Origin of the sequence: Rhodopseudomonas sp. NSM (assembly GCF_052445935.1) — a bacterium.
Lineage (GTDB): Bacteria > Pseudomonadota > Alphaproteobacteria > Rhizobiales > Xanthobacteraceae > Rhodopseudomonas.
The window spans coordinates 607,663-627,372 of record NZ_JBQTCH010000003.1 but is presented as its reverse complement, the minus strand read 5'-3'; the positions used below and the strand labels follow the sequence as shown (position 1 = coordinate 627,372).

The 19,710-nt window shown below is 65.6% G+C and carries 19 protein-coding genes and 1 tRNA gene; 3 read left to right on the top strand and 17 right to left on the bottom strand.

Annotated elements, in window-relative coordinates; genetic code table 11:
• Window positions 1–30 precede the first annotated feature (30 nt).
• The 11 genes from phnE (ACTZWT_RS11245) to ACTZWT_RS11195 form a co-directional block, all read right to left on the bottom strand.
• Entirely contained in the window at window positions 31–852 is an 822-nt protein-coding gene (phnE, locus tag ACTZWT_RS11245) for a phosphonate ABC transporter, permease protein PhnE (RefSeq protein WP_444769746.1), read from the bottom strand.
• Window position 853: 1 nt separating this feature from the next.
• Window positions 854–1,654, bottom strand: coding sequence for a phosphonate ABC transporter, permease protein PhnE (gene phnE / locus ACTZWT_RS11240; protein WP_444769904.1), 801 nt, complete (start codon window positions 1,652–1,654; stop codon window positions 854–856).
• A 32-nt stretch (window positions 1,655–1,686) separates the two neighbouring features.
• The gene (phnC, locus tag ACTZWT_RS11235; RefSeq protein WP_444769745.1) at window positions 1,687–2,508 is read right to left on the bottom strand and encodes a phosphonate ABC transporter ATP-binding protein; all 822 of its coding nucleotides are present in this window, start codon (window positions 2,506–2,508) and stop codon (window positions 1,687–1,689) included.
• A gap of 30 nt (window positions 2,509–2,538) precedes the next feature.
• On the bottom strand, window positions 2,539–3,480 hold the full coding sequence (phnD, locus tag ACTZWT_RS11230) for a phosphate/phosphite/phosphonate ABC transporter substrate-binding protein (protein WP_444769903.1): 942 nt from the start codon (window positions 3,478–3,480) through the stop codon (window positions 2,539–2,541).
• Between the two features lie 409 nt (window positions 3,481–3,889).
• Window positions 3,890–3,965, bottom strand: a tRNA-Lys gene (locus tag ACTZWT_RS11225).
• 166 nt (window positions 3,966–4,131) lie between these two features.
• Window positions 4,132–4,767 (bottom strand): Spy/CpxP family protein refolding chaperone, encoded by a 636-nt coding sequence (locus ACTZWT_RS11220; RefSeq protein WP_444769744.1) that lies wholly within the window; start codon window positions 4,765–4,767, stop codon window positions 4,132–4,134.
• A 152-nt stretch (window positions 4,768–4,919) separates the two neighbouring features.
• Window positions 4,920–6,212: a TRAP transporter large permease gene (locus ACTZWT_RS11215; protein WP_444769743.1), complete on the bottom strand. Its 1,293-nt coding sequence runs from the start codon at window positions 6,210–6,212 to the stop codon at window positions 4,920–4,922.
• A complete protein-coding gene (locus ACTZWT_RS11210) occupies window positions 6,209–6,769 on the bottom strand; it encodes a TRAP transporter small permease (RefSeq protein ID WP_322516602.1) in 561 nt (186 codons plus the stop codon). Before ACTZWT_RS11210 ends, ACTZWT_RS11215 begins: the two co-directional genes overlap by 4 nt.
• An 85-nt stretch (window positions 6,770–6,854) precedes the next feature.
• Entirely contained in the window at window positions 6,855–7,853 is a 999-nt protein-coding gene (locus tag ACTZWT_RS11205) for a TRAP transporter substrate-binding protein (RefSeq protein WP_444769742.1), read from the bottom strand.
• Window positions 7,854–8,047: 194 nt separating this feature from the next.
• Window positions 8,048–9,622, bottom strand: coding sequence for a 2-isopropylmalate synthase (locus tag ACTZWT_RS11200; RefSeq protein ID WP_444769741.1), 1,575 nt, complete (start codon window positions 9,620–9,622; stop codon window positions 8,048–8,050).
• A gap of 95 nt (window positions 9,623–9,717) precedes the next feature.
• Window positions 9,718–9,855: a hypothetical protein gene (locus ACTZWT_RS11195; RefSeq protein WP_444769740.1), complete on the bottom strand. Its 138-nt coding sequence runs from the start codon at window positions 9,853–9,855 to the stop codon at window positions 9,718–9,720.
• Window positions 9,856–10,117: 262 nt separating this feature from the next.
• On the opposite strand from ACTZWT_RS11195, the gene bioB reads away from it, so the two are divergent.
• Complete coding sequence (bioB, locus tag ACTZWT_RS11190) at window positions 10,118–11,128, top strand: biotin synthase BioB (protein WP_444769739.1); 1,011 nt, start codon at window positions 10,118–10,120, stop codon at window positions 11,126–11,128.
• A 138-nt stretch (window positions 11,129–11,266) separates the two neighbouring features.
• Here the strand turns inward: bioB and ACTZWT_RS11185 are convergent, their stop codons facing one another.
• From ACTZWT_RS11185 to ACTZWT_RS11170, 4 genes are all read right to left on the bottom strand, one after another.
• Window positions 11,267–11,983, bottom strand: a complete 717-nt coding sequence (locus ACTZWT_RS11185) for an NUDIX hydrolase (RefSeq protein ID WP_444769738.1) — start codon at window positions 11,981–11,983, stop codon at window positions 11,267–11,269.
• 11 nt (window positions 11,984–11,994) lie between these two features.
• Complete coding sequence (locus ACTZWT_RS11180) at window positions 11,995–13,017, bottom strand: ABC transporter substrate-binding protein (protein ID WP_444769737.1); 1,023 nt, start codon at window positions 13,015–13,017, stop codon at window positions 11,995–11,997.
• Window positions 13,018–13,070: 53 nt separating this feature from the next.
• A complete protein-coding gene (locus ACTZWT_RS11175) occupies window positions 13,071–13,868 on the bottom strand; it encodes an ABC transporter permease (protein ID WP_444769736.1) in 798 nt (265 codons plus the stop codon).
• Between the two features lie 163 nt (window positions 13,869–14,031).
• A complete protein-coding gene (locus ACTZWT_RS11170) occupies window positions 14,032–14,826 on the bottom strand; it encodes an ABC transporter ATP-binding protein (RefSeq protein WP_444769902.1) in 795 nt (264 codons plus the stop codon).
• A gap of 123 nt (window positions 14,827–14,949) precedes the next feature.
• On the opposite strand from ACTZWT_RS11170, the gene ACTZWT_RS11165 reads away from it, so the two are divergent.
• Together ACTZWT_RS11165 and ACTZWT_RS11160 are read left to right on the top strand one after the other, a co-directional pair.
• The gene (locus ACTZWT_RS11165; protein ID WP_444769901.1) at window positions 14,950–15,741 is read left to right on the top strand and encodes an ATP-binding cassette domain-containing protein; all 792 of its coding nucleotides are present in this window, start codon (window positions 14,950–14,952) and stop codon (window positions 15,739–15,741) included.
• Window positions 15,738–17,285 (top strand): ABC transporter permease/substrate-binding protein, encoded by a 1,548-nt coding sequence (locus tag ACTZWT_RS11160; protein ID WP_444769735.1) that lies wholly within the window; start codon window positions 15,738–15,740, stop codon window positions 17,283–17,285. The genes ACTZWT_RS11165 and ACTZWT_RS11160 overlap by 4 nt, the downstream gene beginning before the upstream one ends.
• Before the next feature lie 41 nt (window positions 17,286–17,326).
• Here ACTZWT_RS11160 and ACTZWT_RS11155 read toward each other — a convergent pair whose 3' ends face one another.
• Together ACTZWT_RS11155 and ACTZWT_RS11150 are read right to left on the bottom strand one after the other, a co-directional pair.
• On the bottom strand, window positions 17,327–18,178 hold the full coding sequence (locus tag ACTZWT_RS11155) for an SDR family oxidoreductase (protein ID WP_444769734.1): 852 nt from the start codon (window positions 18,176–18,178) through the stop codon (window positions 17,327–17,329).
• Window positions 18,179–18,452: 274 nt separating this feature from the next.
• Window positions 18,453–19,685 carry an ABC transporter substrate-binding protein gene (locus ACTZWT_RS11150; RefSeq protein WP_444769733.1) on the bottom strand — a complete coding sequence of 411 codons (1,233 nt, stop codon included), beginning with the start codon at window positions 19,683–19,685 and terminating at the stop codon, window positions 18,453–18,455.
• Between the last annotated feature and the right edge of the window lie 25 nt (window positions 19,686–19,710).

Genomic DNA, 19,710 nt, shown 5'->3' with positions numbered 1-19,710 from the left:
CCGAAAAATCAGCTCGGCAGCACCCGTTCCTCAAACGATGCCCTTGCGGACCTTCGCGGTCAGCCACTCGCTGAACACGACGGTCGCCAGAATCATCAGCAGGATCACGCTCACTTGCGGCCACGCCAGCGTGTTGAGCGACGCCTCCAGCGCCAGTCCGAGCCCACCGGCGCCGACCAGTCCGAGCACGGTCGATTCACGGATGTTGATGTCCCAGCGGAACACCGCGATGGTCGCGAAGGCGGGCAGCAGTTGTGGCACGATGGCGTAAGTGATCAGTTGCGGAGGTGAAGCTCCGGTCGCCCTGATCGCCTCGACCTGCGTCTCGTCGATCTCCTCGATCGCTTCGTAGAGCAGCTTTCCGATGAACCCGATCGAGCGCAATGCGATGGCGATGATGCCGGCCAGGACGCCGGGGCCGAGCACGGCGACGAGCAGCAGCCCCCACACCAGCGCGTTGACCGAACGCGAGGCGACGATCACGAACAGGGCCAGGGGGCGCAGCACGATCAGGCTCGGCGTCGTGTTGCGCGCCGCCAGGAAGGCGAGCGGCGTCGCAATCACGATCGCGATCGCGGTGCCGAGCGTCGCCATGTTGATCGTGTCCCAGAGCGGACGCCACAGGTTGCTGGCGTAAGACCATCGCGGCGGCACCATGCGGCCGAACAGATCGGCCGCCTGCCGGGGCGCGTCCTCGACGAACGCCCAGACGGTGCCTTCCGTCATCACCCGCCAGCAGAGCACCGTCAGCGCAACGAGGGCCAGCCAGCCGAGCCATTCGAGACGCATGCGAGCAGCGGTCTTGACCTGCCATCCGGACAGCCTGCCGGCAGACGTGCGCGACGTCGGCATCTCAGGCGAACCGCTTCCGGATGGCGCCGGCGCCGTATTCGCAGGCCATGACAATGCCGATGATGATGAGGAGGATGGCGCCCGCCGTGTCGAACTCGTAGCGATCGAGAGAGGTGTTGAGCGTCGCGCCGATGCCCCCCGCGCCGACGATGCCGATCACCGAGGATTCGCGGAAGTTGATGTCGACCTTGTAGGCCGTGAGGCCGACGAGGCGCGGCATCACCTGGCTCAGCACCGCATAGTCGATCACCTGCCAGAATCCGGCCCCCGTCGCGCGGATCGACTCCACCTGCGCCGGGTCGATCTCCTCGATGTCGTCGGCGAGGAGCTTGGAGAGAAACCCGATCGTCGAGACGGTGAGCGTCAGAAAGCCCGCGAACGGACCGAAGCCGAACATCGCGACGAAGAAGATCGCCACGATGATGTCCTGCAAGGCGCGCGACGCCGCGATAACGCCGCGGCAGATGCCGTAGAGCCACCATGGCGCGAGATTGCGCGCAGCGCCCAGGCCGATCGGCACAGCCAGCAGCACACCGGCCACCGTCGCCGTGACGGTCATGGTCAGGCTCTCGATCACGCCTTGCTGAATGTCGCTCCAGCGCGCCGTGAAATTCGGGGTGAGAAAGCCTTCGAACAGCCGGGCGGCACGCACGACACCTTCGGACATCCGCCGCCAGTCCACGTCGATCGTGGCAAGGGCCAGAACGAGATAGGATGTGACCCCGAGCAGGGCGGCCCAACGGATCCACGCGCTCTCGATCAGTCGAGGCGGCTGCCAGCCACGCGTCGAGACCGGAACGATATCGGCCGGCCCGGCCCCCGATGCGGAAGCGCTCACTGCGCGGATTCCAGGCGAGCGAAGATCTCCGGTTCCTCGTCGTCGTCGCCGCCGACGCCGCCCGCCGCGGTCCTTGCCCAATCCTCTTCGCCATAGATCGAGGTCAGCACATCGGCAGATAGTCCGCTGGAAGGACCATCGTAGACGACCGTCCCGGCGTTGAGCCCGACGATGCGGGGAAGGAACGCCTGCGCGAGGGCCACATCGTGGATGTTGACGATCGCCGCAAGTCTGCTTTCGATGCACAGTTCCGTCAGCAGCCGCATCACCGACCGGGACGTCTTGGGATCGAGGCTCGCCGTCGGCTCGTCGACCAGCAGCAGCTTCGGCTGCTGGATCAGGGCACGCGCGATGCCGACGCGTTGGCGCTGGCCGCCCGAGAGAGCGTCGGCGCGCTTGTCGATGTGTTCGATGAGCCCCACGCGCTCGAGAAGCGCGATCGCACGATCGATGTCGACCTGCGCGAAGCGCCTGAACCAGCTCCGCCAGAATCCGGTGTAGCCGAGTCGTCCGGCGAGCACGTTTTCCATCACGGTGAGGCGCTCGATCAGCGCGTATTCCTGGAAGATCATGCCGATCTGGCGGCGTTGTCGACGAAGCGCACCTCCCGTGAGGCCGGTGAGTTCCACCGCCCCGAGCTGAACACTCCCCGCGCTGGGCTCGATCAGCCGGTTGACGCAGCGGATCAGCGTCGACTTGCCCGCTCCCGAGGGTCCGATCAGGCCGATGATCTCGCCTGCTCCGACAGAGACGGAGACGCCTTTCAAAGCGGTCTCCCCGTTGGAGTAGGTCTTGGTCAGCCCCTGGATTCGAAGCATCGATAATACGATCCCGAGGCGGCTACGCCCTCATTTGCAAGTGTACTTGATGCCCATCGCAGCATCGATGTCGCGAACCACTTTCCACGAATCCTTGAACGAGATCTCGACGAACTTCTCCTGGGGCGGCTCGGACTTTCCGAACTCCGCGAGCAAGTCCGATCCTTCCCATTTGAAGGAGAAGAACGCAGACTTGATCTTGTCCTGCAGTTCCGGCTTCAAATTGTACACGACGCCATAGCCGGAGGTCGGGAATCGATCTGACTGGTAGATGACCTTGACCTGCTCGCGCTTGATCACGTTGCGGGCGATCATCCGATCCATCACCGAAGATGCGATCGAAGCAGCCGCGTAATCCTTGTTGGCGACGCCGAGGATCGAATTGTCGTGCTTGCCGGAGAATACCGGCTCGTAGTCCTTGTTGGCTTCCATCTTGAACTGGTCGCGAAGCAGCGCCGACGGCGCCTTGAACCCGGAATTCGAGGTTTCGGCCGTAAAAGCGAGTTTCTTTCCTTTGATGTCCTCGATCGATTCGATGCCCGACCCGGGATAGGTGATGAACTGCATCCGGTAGCCGAACTCGTCGTTCTTGGCCGCCATCATGGCGAACGGGCGGAAGCCCGCACAGGCGACCGCGATCGGATTCGAGCCGGTATTGAAGGCAGCAATGTGCAGGCGGCCGGCACGCATCGCCTCGATCTGGGCGGCGTTCGACTGCACCGGGAAGAACTGCACTTTCTTGCCGGTCACGGTTTCCATGTGCTTGAGGAAGCCTTCCCAGACCTTGGTGTAGACGGCAGGGTCCTCGACCGGCGTGTAGGCGAACACCAACGTGCCGGGATCGATCAGCTTGCTCGGGTCGGTCGGGACATCCGCGATCATGTCGCCATCGGCGTCGGTGTAGCGCTGGTCGAGCGCGAGGCTCGCCCCTGTGCCGACCACGGTGATGACCGCCAGCGCCAACCCGCCGATGCCCGCTTTGAACCAGTACTTCACCCTCGTCTCCCGACATGTCGATGGCGCCTGGACGCGAGTTATCACGGTTTCATGACACGACCGCTACACCGCGGCTCGGGGGTTCGGTACAGCTCTCGGCGCAACGCGACGCTGAGCGGTCCGTCGGCAAGTGGGAGGATCGACGACGTGGTGAAGGCGACGACAAGGTGAAGGCGTTCGTCGGCCGGCTGATCGAGGACGACCGGCAACATCTGTCGACATGATCAGTGAACGGTCAGCGCGGCCTGGTCTCGTGCCTGGTCCCGTACTTGCATCGCATCGGCTGCAGCGGATCAGCCCCGGCCGACGACCCGGCAGCAGAACGTTCAACACCGTTCCGTTCGGCCTTCTCAGGCGATTGCAGGGTCCAGATCTTGGATCGGGGTGGTGGGCGCACCAGGGCTCGAACCTGGGACCCGCTGATTAAGAGTCAGCTGCTCTACCAACTGAGCTATGCGCCCGGAACCGATCCGGAATTTCCCGTTCGGGACGGCTGCGTTTAGCAAAGCAGGCCGGGGATGTCCAGCAAGCCGGGCGACTTTTTCCCGCTCCGGATCGATCTTTTTGGAAGGCGGAAAACCGCCGGACGCCCGGCGGTTTTCGCGGCCGACAGGGCTGGCGCCGCACTCAGAGCTGGCGCGGGCCCGGACCGTCGTCGGCGTCGTCGCGGTCGTCCATCATGCCGGGACGGGGTCCGCGGTCGCGATCCCAGTCGCGATCCCGGCGCCGGTCGCGGTCGTCGTCCTGGTGCTTGAAGTGAGGATGGTGCCGACCCATGCCCCATCCGCCGCCGAATCCCTCGAACCGGGTCAATGCCCGCAGCCGCCGCTTCTGGGCGTCGTCGAGCGACTTGTAGAGCGGATCGGCGGCATCGGCGATCTTCTTCATTGCGGCGGCGGTGGCGGCCATGCCGTCGGCACGGTCGCGCAGCCGCTCGACCGGATCGCCTCCGCCCCGGCTGTCACGGTCGTCGTCGCGCGCCTTCATCCGCGCCTCGGCGCGGTCGATCCGCAGCTTGGCGAATTCCTTGACGGCGGTTTCGAGCGGCGGCCACAGCTTCTCCTGATCGGGCGTCAGCCTCAGCCCCGCCCTCACCGCTGCGATCCGCGCATCGGCGAAGGCGGCGCGGTCCTCCGCGCTGGCCCAGGAACGATCAGCGCGATGATCGCGATGATGATCGAGCCAGCCGCGGTGCTGCGCGTAGGCGGCGGACGTCCCGGCGAGAACCAGCGCGGTGGCGCTGGCGAACAGAACCTTCTTCATGGAAGCCTCCTTGCAAAGGAGCCCTGAAGATGTGGTCCGCCCGGCGCCCGATCAACTTACGGTTTCGACAGAAAGCCGCTGATTACCAAGATGTAATCCGGCGGAAACATATCGACCGCGTTCGGAAGCAATCGCAACATTCCGTCACGCGCCTACTTGATCGCCGGCCCGAACACGAGATTGGGCAGGAAGGTGGAGATCTCCGGAATGTAGGTGATGATCATCAGGAAGCTGAGCAGCACCAGCAGCCACGGCGCGGCCGCGCGCACCACCTTGGTGAGCGGCATGCCTGTGATGCCTGAGGCGACGAACAAATTGAGCCCGACAGGTGGGGTCACCAGCCCGATCTCCATGTTCACCACATAGATGATACCGAGATGGATCGGATCGATGCCGAGTTGCATCGCGGTCGGGAACAGGATCGGCGCGGTGATCAGCACGATCGCAGTCGGATCCATGAAATTGCCGGCAACCAGCAGGATGATGTTGACGATCAGCAGGAAGTGCCAGGGCTGCAGCTGCGCGTCCGTGATCAGCCGGGCGATGTCCTGCGGAATCTGCGCGGTGGTCAGGACGTGGGCGAACAGGAAGGCGTTGCAGATGATGAACATCAGCATCACCGAGACCCGGCCGGAATCCAGCAGCACCCGCGGCACCTCGACGATCTTGAGGTCGCGATAGATGAACACGGCGGCGACGAAGGCATAGACCGCGGCCACCGCGGCGGCTTCGGTCGGCGTGAAGATGCCGCCATAGATGCCGCCCATCACGATCAGGATCAGCAGCAGCCCCCACGAGGCCTGGCCGAACAGCGACAGCCGCTCGCCCCAGGACGCCTTGGGCTGTCGCGGCAGCTTCTTGATCCGCGCCGTGACGTAGATCGCCACCATCAGCGCGAGGCCGAGCAGCAGGCCGGGAATGATGCCGGCGATGAACAGCCGCCCCACCGACGATTCGGTGGCCGCGGCGAACACCACCATCACGATCGAGGGCGGGATCAGAATGCCGAGCGTGCCGGCGTTCACGATCACGCCGGTGGCGAAGGACTGGGTGTAGCCGACCTTGACCATGCCGGCGATCACGATCGAGCCGATCGCCACCACGGTGGCCGGCGACGATCCCGACACCGCCGCGAACAGCATGCAGGCCAGCACCGACGCGATCGCCAGGCCGCCCGGCAGATGGCCGACGGCGGAGATCGCGAAATTGATCATCCGCTTGGCGACGCCGCCGGTGGTGAGAAAATTGCCGGCCAGAATGAAGAAGGGAATCGCCAGCAGCGTGAACTGCTCGGTGGTCTGGAAGAATTTGAGCGACAGCGAGGCCAGACTGTCGTTCTGGAACAGCAGGATGGTCAGGATCGACGACAGGCCGAGCGACATCGCGATCGGCATGCCGAGGCCGAGCATCGCGAACAGCGCGGCGAACAGAAAGATGGTGTTCATCGCTGCACCGTCGTGGCGTCGAGTTCTTGATGATTGGGGAGGTGATGCTCCACCGCTTCCTGGGCCTCGTTGGCGAGTTCATAACCGCCGGATTGCCCGGTGATGATCCGCCAGCCCATTTCGAGCAGACGGATGAACAGCGCCGCGAAGCCGAGCGGCAGGCAGATGCTGAGAATCCAGCGCTTGACCGGAATATCCTCGGCCTCGACGTCGATGATCATCAGGCGGTTGATGTATTCGTAGGAGCCGTAGACCATCAGGCCGGCATAGAGCAGCGCCAGCGCCACGACGATCAGGCCGACGATGCGCCGGCCGCCCGCGGGCAGCAGATTGACGGCCGCATCGACGCCGATATGGGCCCGGACGCGGACGCAATAGGCGATGCCGATCATCACCAGCCAGGCGAACAGATAGAAGTTCGCCTCGAGCGCCCAGATGAAGCCGGAATTGAAGCCGTAGCGCAGGACGACCTGCACGAATGTCAGAATCGTCATCGCGCCGAGGATCAGGGCGATCAGCCCCTCCTCGATGCGATGGAACAGCGTCCGCAACGTCACCGGCTTCCTCCCCCAAGGTCGTCACAACGGCGGCCGCGGAATTCCGCGACCGCCGTCATTCAATCGATCGATCGATAGCGCTCGATCAGTTGGTCTTCGATTCGTTCGACGCTACCGCAGCGTCGATCAGGTCCTTGCCGATCGCGCCTTCGAACTTGGCCCACACCGGCTTCATCGCGGCGACCCACTGCTTGCGCTGCTCGGGCGTGAGCTGATGAATCTTGCTGGTGCCCGAAGCGGCGATCTTCTGCTTGGCTTCGTCGTTGAGCTTGCCGGCGACGTCGTTGTTGACCTTGGTGGCCTCGTCCATCGCCTTCTTCATGGCGTCCTGCAGGTCCTTCGGCAGAGCGTTCCACCACTTGGCGTTGACCACGACCATGTAGTCGATCACGCCGTGATCGGACTCGGTGATGTCCTTCTGCACTTCATAGAACTTCTGCGAGAAGATGTTGGACCAGGTGTTCTCCTGGCCGTCGACGGTGCCGACCTGCAGCGCCTGATAGACTTCCGAGAAGGCGAGCTTCTGCGGGGTGGCGTTCAGAGCCTGGAATTGCGCGGCGAGAATGTCGGACGCCTGGATGCGGAACTTGAGACCCTTCGCGTCTTCCGGCTTCAGCAGCGGCTTGTTGGCCGAGATCTGCTTCATGCCGTTGTGCCAGTAGGCAAGGCCGAGGAAGTTCTTCGATTCCATCGAGCGGAGCAGATCCTGTCCGGCCTTTCCGGCCTGGAAACGATCGACCGCGGCGATGTCGTTGAACAGGAACGGCAGGTCGAACACCTGAATCTGCTTGGTGAACTTGTCGAACTTCGACAGCGACGGCGCGATGAACTGCACGTCGCCGAGCGCGACCGCTTCCATTTCCTTGGCGTCGCCGAACAGTTGCGAGTTCGGATAGACTTCGACCTTCACCTTGCCGTTGGTGTATTTCTCGGCCAGCTCCTTGAACCTGATCGCGGCCTGACCCTTCGGCGTATTGTCCGCCACCACGTGGCTGAATTTGACGATCATCGGCTGCTGCGCCGCGGCAGGGCCGGTCAGCGCGAGCGCGGCGATCGATGCAACTACAAATATGGATTTACGCATGTTCTCTCCCAAATCGTTTGAGGAATGCGCCCCGGCGCCCCTCCTTCATTCGACTACCAGCCGCACCAATATAGAGAAGCGCTACGAAAGGCTATTGCCCCTTTAGCAGGGGCGCGGCAAAAAGTTGCTGCAACGCAAAAAGGCGGTGCAGAATGCACCGCCCCGATAGTTGCGCGGATCGCGACTGATGCGGATCAGCCGGCCACGGCGACCGCCGGCGCGTCCTGCCGGACGTCGCGCTGGCGCTTGGCGACGATCTTGTTGAGCGCCCCCAGATAGGCCTTGGCCGACGCCACCAGGGTGTCCGGATCGGCGGCGCGCGCGGTCATCGAGCGGCCCTCATGCGACAGCCGGACCGAGACCTCGGCCTGGGCATCGGTGCCTTCGGTGACGGCGTGGACCTGATACAGCTCCAGCTTGGCCTCGTGCGGCACCAGCGCCTTGATGCAGTTGAACACCGCGTCGACCGGGCCGTTGCCCTCGGCTTCCTCGATCCGGATCTGGCCGTCGACGTCGAGCTTCATGGTCGCGCGCTGCGGGCCATGGGTGCCGGCGATCACCGTCAGCGAGGTCAGCTTGATCTGGTCCTGACCGTGCAGCAACTGCTCGTCGACCAGCGCCTCGATGTCCTCGTCGTAGACGTCCTTCTTGCGGTCGGCCAGCGCCTTGAACCGCACGAACACGTCCTCGATCTGGTTGCGCGACAATTTGTAGCCCAGCTCTTCCATCTTGTGGATCAGGCCGGCGCGGCCGGAATGCTTGCCCATCACCAGCGAGGTACCCTTCACGCCGACCGTCTCCGGCGTCATGATCTCGTAGGTCTGGGCGTTCTTGATCATGCCGTCCTGATGGATGCCGCTCTCGTGGGCGAACGCGTTGCGGCCGACGATCGCCTTGTTGTACTGCACCGGGAACGAGGTCGCCGCCGACACCGTCTTGGAGGCGTGGGTCAGCATCGTGCTCTCGATGTTGTTCCAGTAGGGCAGCGAGTCCTGACGCACCCGTATCGCCATGACCACTTCTTCCAGCGCGGCATTGCCGGCGCGCTCGCCGATGCCGTTGATGGTGCACTCGATCTGCCGCGCCCCGCCCTGCACGCCGGCGATCGAATTGGCCACCGCCATGCCGAGGTCGTCGTGACAATGCACCGAGAACCGCGCCTTGTCGGAATTCGGCACGGTCTCGCGCACCTTGCGGAACATCTCGCGATATTCCTCGGGCACCGCGTAGCCGACCGTGTCCGGCAGGTTGATGGTGGTGGCGCCGGCCTTGATCGCCGCCTCGATGCAGCGGCACAGGAAGTCGAACTCGGTGCGGGTGGCGTCTTCCGCCGACCACTCGACGTCGTCGGTATGGTTGCGCGCACGCGTCACCGACGAGATCACCATCTCGTAGACCTGCGCGGCTTCCATCTGCAGCTTGTACTTCATGTGCACCGGCGAGGTGGACAGGAAGGTGTGGATGCGGCCGCGCTCGGCCGGCTTGATCGCCTCGGCGCAGCGGTCGATGTCCTTGTGGGCCGCGCGCGACAATCCACAGATCACCGAATTCTTCGAACGCTTGGCGATTTCGTGTACCGCCTCGAAGTCACCATCCGAAGCAAATGGATAGCCCGCCTCGATCACGTCGACGCCCATGTCGTCGAGCATCTTGGCGACATTCAGCTTCTCTTCGAAGGTCATGGTGGCGCCGGGGCACTGCTCGCCGTCGCGCAAGGTGGTGTCGAAAATGATGACGCGGTCCTGCTCGGACTTCGGGGTCGTGGTCATGAATGAATTCCTTTGGTCGGGGCGCCGTCCGGCGCGTGAAGGGCTGGCGTTCGTGCGATCCCCTGAGTGCCCAGGCGCAAACGCCCAGACGGCCCTCAGGGGCAAATAAGCAGAAGCAGCCCGCCAAGCGCGAGGGTGGCGGGAATCTGTGCCGACATCGCCGCAGCCGGAATCGCGTCGGAACCGGCAAACGCCGTCCCCGCCAATTCCATCCTGCCGTCGCGAATCGTCATGCCCAACACCTTCAGGTCCCTATCGTCGGCGACAACCCTTGAGAGACGGTTGACGCAAGTGTCCGACGGACCGAACGACTATCCTTCTAGACGACCTCGCCACGGCTTCGCAACGGCAAATGATGGGCAAACCTCGCGATAAAGCGTCAGAAATCCTGACCTAAACCATCGTTGGGCGACGCCGGCGCGGCGGCGGGTTTCCTCGCCCGCCGAAACGCCTTATGGCTCTGCGAGCCGAACGACACAGTATGGAGCGCCCGCGTTGAACTCGATCGATCTCACCTCTCTGGCCGCCGCGACCCCGTCCCTCCGCCACGACTGGAGCCGCGAGGAGGCCGCCGCGATCTATCACGCGCCGTTCGCCGATCTGATCTTCCGGGCGCAGACCATCCACCGCCAGAGCTTCGACGCCAACGCGGTGCAGTGCAATCAGCTGCTCAACGTCAAGACCGGCGGCTGCGCCGAGGATTGCGGCTATTGCAGCCAGTCCGCGCATCACGACACCGCCCTGCCCGCCTCCAAGCTGATGGACCCGCAGAAGGTGATCGAGGGCGCCAAGGCCGCCCGCGACGCCGGCGCCACACGCTACTGCATGGGTGCAGCCTGGCGCTCGCCGAAGGAGCGCGACATGGCGCCGGTGATCGAGATGGTGAAGGGCGTCAAGGCGCTCGGCATGGAAGCCTGCATGACGCTCGGCATGCTCAGCGAGGATCAGGCGCAGCAGCTCGCCGACGCCGGCCTCGATTACTACAACCACAACATCGACACCTCGGAAGAGTTCTACTCGTCGGTGGTGAAGACCCGCAGCTTCGGCGACCGGCTCGACACCCTGGCGAAGGTGCACGACGCCGGCATCAAGGTCTGCTGCGGCGGCATCCTCGGCCTCGGCGAGAAGCCGACCGACCGCGTCGAGATGCTGCGCACCCTCGCCAACCTGCCTCAGCATCCGGAGAGCGTGCCGATCAACATGCTGATCCCGATCGAAGGCACGCCGATCGCCTCGACCGCAAAGCCCGTCGATCCGTTCGAATTCGTCCGCACCATCGCGCTGGCGCGAATCATGATGCCGAAATCGGACGTGCGGCTGGCCGCCGGCCGCACCGCGATGAGCGACGAGATGCAGGCGCTGTGCTTCCTCGCCGGCGCCAATTCGATCTTCATCGGCGACACGCTGCTGACCACGCCGAATCCCGGCGACAGCAAGGACCGCGCGCTGTTCGCCCGCCTCGGCATCACCCCGCGCGACGACCTCGGCGTCCACGCCCACGGCTGACATTCCGCGTCATTGCGAGGAGCACTCGGATCGGCGCTCCGCGCCGTCCGAGCACAGGCTCCGCGACGAAGCAATCCAGGGCAGAGCACTGGGCCTCTGGATTGCTTCGCTTCGCTCGCAATGACGGAGAGTTTTGCTCTAATCCTCGCCGTCCAGCAGCATCGTGAGATAGGCGGTGACGAAGCGCGGCATCGATGGCAGCAGATCGGCCTCCGACCGCACCAGATGCACCCGGCTGAATTCCGGGTGCGCGTCGCGCGCCAGATGCGCCTCGATGCGCGACTGCAGCGCCTCGGCCGGCAGATAGACATCCAGCAAACGCAGCATCGCGACGTAGGGGCCGGCCTCGACGCAGTGCCAATGATCAGCCGCGCGATAATCCGAGCGCCGCAGCCCGGTCTCCTCCTCGACCTCGCGCGCGACGCTGGCGGGAATATCGAGCCGCTTGCCGCGGACATCGGACGGGTCGGGCGTGCCGCCGGCGAAATACACCTTGCCGGCATTGGCGGTGTGCGCGCCCATCTCGCCGAGCACGATCGCGCCGTCGCTCGAGCGGATCACCCCCATGCCGAAGCCGTTGAACACCGACAGATCCGGAAACTCCCATTCGCGCCAGCACAGGAAGCTGGCGAAGTCGGTCTCGAAATAGTCGGCGCTGAAGAGGCCGCCCTCGAAGCGCGGCCGGCGCCCCATCAGCACCCGGCCATTCCACAGCTTCGGCTGCTCCAGCTGCCGCGCCGCGAAGTATCCATCGATCTTCGACCGGTGCGTTTGCGCGAACGGCCACACATGGTCGTCGACCCACAGGTCGAGCTGCGTCACACGATGGATCGTGACCGGCGCGGACGCGCTCATCGCGGGCGCTGCTACTTCGCCACGCCCGACGTCTTCGCCTGCTCGACGAAGGCGTTGGTGTAGGTCCTGGTGACGTCGATATTGGCCTTCGCCACATCCGGCGAGCTGGTGCTGAACACCGCGAGCACCGCGTCGGCGCCCTTCGGGTCCATCAGCCCGGTGGTCGAGTACATCGGGATCGTGTTCTTCAGCGCGGCGACGTATTGCGCCTTGTCCTTGCCGACGATGTTCGGCGGCATCCTGTCGGCGATCTCTTCGGCCGAATGCGCGTGGATCCAGTTCAGCGTATTCAGGATGGCGTTGGTCAGGCCCTGCGCCTCCTTCGGATGCGCCTTGATCCACGCCACCGTCGAATACAGCGCGCCGCCCGGATAGTCGCCGCCGAACACCTCGCGGGTGTCGTGCTCGGTGCGCGTGTCGCTGAGGATGCGCAGATCGGCGTGCGCAGCCTGCAGGATCGTCACCGCCGGATCGAGCATCACCGCGGCGTCGATCTGGCCCTGCTGCATCGCCGCCACGGCGGTGGCGCCGAGGCCGACGCCGATCACCGAGACGTCGTTCGGATCGACGGCGTTTTTCTTCAAGAGATACTTCAGAAAGAAATCGGTCGACGAGCCCGGCGCGCTGACGCCGACCTTCTTGCCGGCGAGGTCCTTGACCGACTTGATCTCCGCGGTGTGCCGCGGCGACACCACCAGCACCAGCCCCGGATAGCGGTCGTAGACCACGAAGGACTGCATCTCCTGCTTCTTGGCGGCGAGATTGACGGTGTGGTCGAAATAGCCGGAGACGACGTCGGCGCTGCCGCCGAGCACGGCCTTCAGCGCGTCCGAGCCGCCCTTGAGGTCGACCAGCTCGACGCTCAGTCCGGCCTTGTCGTATTCGCCGAGCTGCTTGGCGAGCACCGTCGGCAGGTAGCACAGGCACGCCCCGCCGCCGATCGCGATCGTCACCTTGCTCTGCGCGGCCGCGAGCGTGGTCGTCAGCAGCAGCGCCGACAGCAGCGCGGCGACCTTGGCGAGTATCGTTTTCATGACGTTTCTCCCGGAACGAAGCGGTGCAGGATAGGCGAAAGCCGCCGAGGACTCTAGTCGGTCTGCTGGACGGCGCCGCCCGGCTGCGGCCGCCACACCAGCAGCCGCTTTTCGACCATGCTGACCACCAGGTCGATCAGGATCACGAATACCGACAGCACGAACATGCCGGCGAACACGCCGGCGACGTCGAAGCTGCCTTCGGCCTGCTGGATCAGATAGCCGAGCCCGGCCGCGGCGCCGAGATATTCCCCGACCACCGCGCCGACCACCGCGAAGCCGACCGCGGTGTGCAGCGACGAGAACATCCACGACAGCGCCGACGGCCAGAACACGTGCCGCATCATCTGCCGCTCGCTCATCCCCAGCATCCGCGCGTTATCGACCAGCGTCGCGCTGGTTTCCTTGACGCCCTGATAGACGTTGAAGAACACCACGAAGAAGACGAGCGTCACGCCGAGCGCGACCTTCGACCAGATCCCGAGCCCCAGCCACAACGTGAAGATCGGCGCCAGCACCACGCGCGGCAGCGCGTTGAACATCTTCACATAGGGATCGAACACCGCCGCGACCCGCGGCTGCCGCGCGAACCAGAACCCGACCAGTACGCCCGCGACCGAACCGATCACGAACGCCAGCAGCGACTCCCACAGCGTGATCAAGAGATGCTTCCAGATCACGCCCGAGGCGAACCAGGCATAGACCTGCTTGGCGACGTCCACCGGATTGGAGAAGAAGAACGGCGGCAGCAGCAATTTGCCGGCGATCGGCACGGTGGTGAGCAACTGCCACACACTGAGCGCGACGACGGCGACGAGGAGCTGCAACGACACGAGTTTCAGCCGCGACATGGCAAGGCCCCCGCGCACTCCCCTCCCCCTTGCGGGGAGGGGTCGGGGGTGGGGGGCCGCGAGCACTGAGCCCGTGGCCACCCCCCACCCCAACCCTCCCCCGCAAGGGGGGAGGGAGTTCGCCGTGCAAGGGGTGAGTCAGCGGCCTTCACGAACACTCCCATCACGCCACCGCCTGCCCGCTCTGTCCATACGCCTTCATCACCTGCTCGCGCAGCACGCCCCAGATCTCGCGATGCAGCGCGTGGAACTCGTGCGTGAGCCTGATCTCGAAGATGTCGCGCGGCCGCGGCAGCGCGACTCGCCAGTCGCCGATGATGCGGGACGACGGCCCCGACGACATGATCACCACCCGATCGGCCAGCGCGATCGCTTCTTCGAGGTCGTGGGTGACGAACAGCACCGCCTTGCGATGCGCGCTCCAGAGTTGCAGCAACAGATTGCCCATGATCTGCCGCGTCTGCGCGTCGAGCGGGCCGAACGGCTCGTCCATCAGCAGGATCTTCGGATCGCGGATCAGCACCTGGGCGAGGCCGACGCGCTTGCGCTGACCGCCCGACAGCATGTGCGGATAGCGGCCGGCGAAGGCGCCGAGCCCGACCGTATCCAGCCATCCCTGGGCGCGCGTCAGCGCCTCGGCACGCGCCGTCCCGGCGACGTCGAGACCGATCGCGACATTGTCGATCGCGGTCTTCCACGGGAACAATGCGTCGGCCTGAAACAGATAGCCGGCGTTGCGATTGAGCCCGTCGAGCGGTGCGCCGAAGATCCGCGCCTGCCCCGCCACCGGCTGCAGCAGCCCGGCCGCGACGTTGAGCAGCGTGGACTTGCCGCATCCCGTCGGCCCGACGATCGCGACGAACTCGCCGTCGGCGACGTCGAGCGACGCCTTCTCGACCGCGGTGTAAATGCGGCCGTCGGCGAGCCTGAACGCCACCGTCGCGTCCCGCAATGCGATTGCTGTCGATGCCCCTCCGTTCACGCCTCGTCCTCCATTTCCGCGCCGACCATTCAACGCCGCGCGGCAAACTGCAAGTGCGGCTTGCGCTTTGCCGCGACCCGCCGTCATGTAGCCGGCATGATGCGCGACGCCACGCCGATGATCGCTTATGACCGCGTCGACAAGAGCTTCGACGGCGGCCGGGTCAAGGCGGTCGACGGCGTTTCGCTTTCCGTCGCGCCCGGCGAGTTGCTCGCCATCGTCGGCGGCTCCGGCTCGGGCAAGACCACGCTGCTGCGGCTCGCCAACCGGCTGATCGAGGCCGACGCCGGCACGATCACGATCGATGGCGAGGACATCCGCGCCGCCGATCCGATCGCGCTGCGCCGGCGCATCGGCATCGTGTTCCAGGCCGGCGCGCTGTTCCCGCATCTCAGCGTCGCCGGCAATATCGGCATCACGCCGAAGCTGCTCGGCTGGCCGCGCGACAGGATCGCCGCGCGGGTCGACGAACTGCTCGATCTGGTGCGGCTCGACCGCGCTCAATATCGCGACCGCTTTCCGCACGAACTCTCCGGCGGCCAGCGCCAGCGCGTCGGCGTCGCCCGCGCGCTCGCCGCGAAACCCGCCATCGTGCTGATGGACGAGCCGTTCGGCGCGCTCGACCCCTTGACCCGCGACGCGCTCGGCGAGGATTTTCGCGCGCTGCACGAAAGGCTCGGGCTCACCACCGTGCTGATCACCCACGACATCACCGAGGCGCTGCTGCTGGCCGATCGCGTCGCGGTGATGCGCGCCGGCCGATTACTGGCGCAGGGCAGCGCCATGGAGCTGGCGCACAGCACCGAGCCTTACGTCACCGAGTTACTGCAGACGCCGCGCCGGCAGGCGCGCAGGCTCTCGGCGTTGCTGCCGCAGGACGGTGCGACATGAGCCTGTTCGGCGATCCGCGCTGGGGCGAGGCGCTGGCCAATCTGCCGGACTATCTCGGCGCCCATGTCCGCGTCAGCCTTGCCGCGCTGGCGCTCGGCCTGGCGATCAGCCTGCCGCTGGCGATGGTCACGCGACACAACCCGATCTTGCGCGGCGCCCTGCTCGGCTTCGCCGGCATCGTTCAGACCATCCCCGGCCTGGCGTTGCTGGCGCTGTTCTATCCGCTGCTGCTGGCACTGGCGGCGTTGAGCGCGAGCACGCTCGGCGTCGGCTTCTCGGCGTTCGGCTTCCTGCCCGCAGTGCTGGCGCTGGCGCTGTATGCGATGCTGCCGGTGCTGCGCAACACCATCACCGGCCTCGACGGCATCGATCCGGCGCTGGTCGAGGCCGCGCAGGGCGTCGGCATGACGCCGCGGCAGACGCTGACGATGGTCGAGCTGCCGCTGGCGCTGCCCGTGATCATGGCCGGCATCCGCACCGCGGCGGTGTGGGTGATCGGCACCGCGACGCTGTCGACTCCGATCGGCCAGACCAGCCTCGGCAACTACATCTTCGCCGGGCTGCAGACGCAGAACTGGGTGCTGGTCCTGTTCGGCTGCGCCGCCGCCGCGGTGCTGGCGCTCGCGGTCGATCAGCTGCTGGCGCTGATCGAGCGCGGCCTGCGGCTGCGCAGCCGTGTCCGCACCGCGCTCGGCGGCGTCGGCCTCGCCGCGCTGGTGATCGCGACGCTGGCGCCGTCGCTGGCCGGCACGCGATCGACCTACGTCGTCGGCGCCAAGACCTTCACCGAGCAATATGTGCTCGCCGCGCTGATCGAGCAGCGGCTCGAAGCCGCCGGGCTGTCAGCCACCACGCGCGCCGGCCTCGGCTCCAGCGTGATCTACGACGCCCTGAAGAGCGGCGACATCGACGCCTATGTCGATTACTCCGGCACGCTGTGGGCCAATCAGTTCAAGCACCCCGGCATCGCCGCCCGCGACCAGGTGCTGGCCGATCTGAAGCAGGATCTCGCCAAGGACGGCGTCACCCTGCTCGGCGACCTCGGCTTCGCCAATGCCTATGCGCTGGTGATGCCGCGCGCCAGGGCCGAGGCGCTCGGCATCCGCTCGATTGCCGATCTCGCCGCCCGCGCGCCGGCGATGACGATCGCCGGCGACTACGAATTCTTCTCGCGGCCGGAATGGGCCCATCTGCGCAAGACCTATGGTCTCGCCTTCAAGACCGAGCGGCAGATGCAACCCGACTTCATGTATGCGGCCGTCGCCTCCGGCGAGGTCGATGTCATCGCCGGCTACACCTCGGACGGGCTGATCGCGAAATACGATCTCGTCGTGCTGGACGACCCGCATCGGGCGATCCCGCCTTACGACGCGGTGCTGCTGCTGTCGCCGAAGGGCGCTGGCGACGCGAAGCTGCGCGATGCGCTGACGCCGCTGCTCGGCCGCATCGGCATCGACGCGATGCGCGAAGCCAATCTGCAAGCGGGGTCGGGCAAGACGCCGGACGTGGTGTCGCGGGCGCTATGGGACCGGGTGAAGCCGTAGGGCGGATACGCGAAGCGCCATCCGCCCTACCGGACATTCGCTTACTTCGCCGGCTGCAGCCCCAGCCTGCGCGCGACGATCTTGTCGACCAGCCGCGGCGGCAGTCTGGTCGACAGCCAGAACCGCAACGGGCCCGGCGTGATCACGTCATGCACCTTCGGCTTCGGCGACGTCAGCGCGTCGTGGACGTGCTGCGCGATCGTCTCCGGCGGCAGGCTGCTTTCGTCCATCTGCGGCAGCATCGCGCGGATTTTCTGCAGCGCCGGATAGAACGGCGAGGCCGCGAAGCGCGAGATATCTTCCTGCCCGGCCTTGGCCCAGATCGGCGTCTTGACCGCACCGGGAGCGATAATCACCACGTCGATGCCGAACAGCATCATCTCGCGGCGCAGCCCGTCGGACAGACCGTTGAGCGCGTGCTTCGACGCCGAATACGCAGCCATCAGCGGATTGCCGAACCGGCCGGCGATCGACGACATCATCACGATCCGCCCCGCCGGCCCGCGCAGCGACGGATCGGTGCCGAGCAGCGGCGCGAACGCCTGCGTCGCCACGATCGGACCGATCACATTGACCTCGAACTGCCGCCGGAAATCATCGGCCGACAGATCGACCACCGCGCCCGACACCGCGATGCCGGCATTGTTGACCAGCCCCGCGAGCCGCTCACCACCGAGCGCCGCGCGAACCTCGTCCGCAGCCACCCGGATCGCCGCCTCGTCGGTGACGTCGAACAACAGCGGCGTGAAATTCGCCCCGAAATCCTGAATCAGCCGGTCGGCGTCGGACTGCTTGCGCACGCTGCCGAACACGCGAAAACCCTTGTCCAGCAGCAGCTTCGCGATGGCGCGACCGATCCCGGTGGAGACCCCGGTGACGACGACAGATTTCATGGCCCGCTCCGTGCCCAATGCATCGCGACCCTATCACAGCAAAACGGGACCGCGTCACCACGATCCCGCTTGGTATTCCAATAGGACGAAGCCTTGCCGCGCGCACGGCCCGCTCCTTCTCCCCGCGTGCGGGGAGAAGGCTGGGATGAGGGGCGTCGCCTGGAAGCCGAGCGATCCTGACTAGCATCAGGCGCTCAGACGCGCCGAGGCGCCCCCTCACCCGACCGTCTCCGCTGCGCTCCGCCGGTCGGGGTGAGGTGATCGCGCGGCGCGCTTACTGGCCCGCGACCGCGACTTCGCCCTTGATGACGTCGCCGAAACGCTGCCAGCGTTCGCCCTTGAAGGACATCATCTGGAACTGGTCGATCGGCGAGAAGTCGGTCGCGCTGGTGTTGACGGTCACGCCCGGCAAGAGGCCGTCCAGCTTGACGTCCTTCATGCTCGCGGCCTGCTTCATCAGGTTCGCGCGGCTGAGATCGTCGCCGCACATCCGCAGCGCCTCGGCCATGGTCTGGGCGATGCTGTAGCCCGACAGCACGGTGCTCTCCATCGCCTTGCCTTCGGGAATGTACTTCTCGACGAAGGCGTGGAACACTTTCATCCCGGGATCCTCGTTCCACTGCGGATCGGTCGGGTCCTTGGCGAAGGTCGCGGACACCAGGTCCTGCGCATTCTCGAGACCGGCCGGGCGCAGCACGCTGCCGAGCGACGACGAGGCATTCGGCACGATGTGCAGCGGCTTCCAGCCCAGTTCGGCGACCTTCTTGATCGCCTGCGCGGCGAACTTGCCGGTCGCGAACGAGAACAACGTGTCGGCGCCGGCCGCCTTCATCTTGACGATGTGCGAATCCACCGTCGGCTCGGAGACCTCGTAGCTGGATTCGGCCACGATCATCGTCGCCGCCTTGTCGCCCAGCCCCTCTTTCAGGCCGCGGACGTAGTCCTTGCCGAAATCGTCGTTCTGATAGAACACGCCGATCTTGGCGTCGGGCTTCTCCTTCAGCAGATAGGTCGCGTAGGCGGTGGCTTCGGCCTGATAGCTCGGCAGCCAGCCCATCGTCCACGGAAACGCCTTGGGATCGTTCCAGCGCGACGCGCCGGTGGCGAGGAACAGTTGCGGCGTCTTCTTGGCGTTGAGATATTTCTGGATCGCGATGTTCGAGGCGGTGCCGACGCTGCCGAGGATCGCCAGCACCTCGTCGCTTTCCACCAGCTTGCGGGTCTGCTCGACCGTTTTCGGCGGCGAATAGGCGTCGTCATAGGAGATCAGCACGATCTTGCGGCCGTTGATGCCGCCCTCGTCGTTGATCTTCTTGAAATAGGCCGCGTAGGTCTTGCCCAGAATGCCGTAGGCCGAGGCCGGGCCGCTGTAGGGCACGGTGTTGCCGAGCTTGATCTCGGTGTCGCTGGCGCCGGGGCCGTATTTCTTCTGGGCCAGCGCGGGGCTCGTGGCGAGCATTGCGATCGCAGCCGCGATAGCGGCCACGGAAGTCGTCTTGATACGCATTTTTGATCCTTCTTTTTGCGTTTCC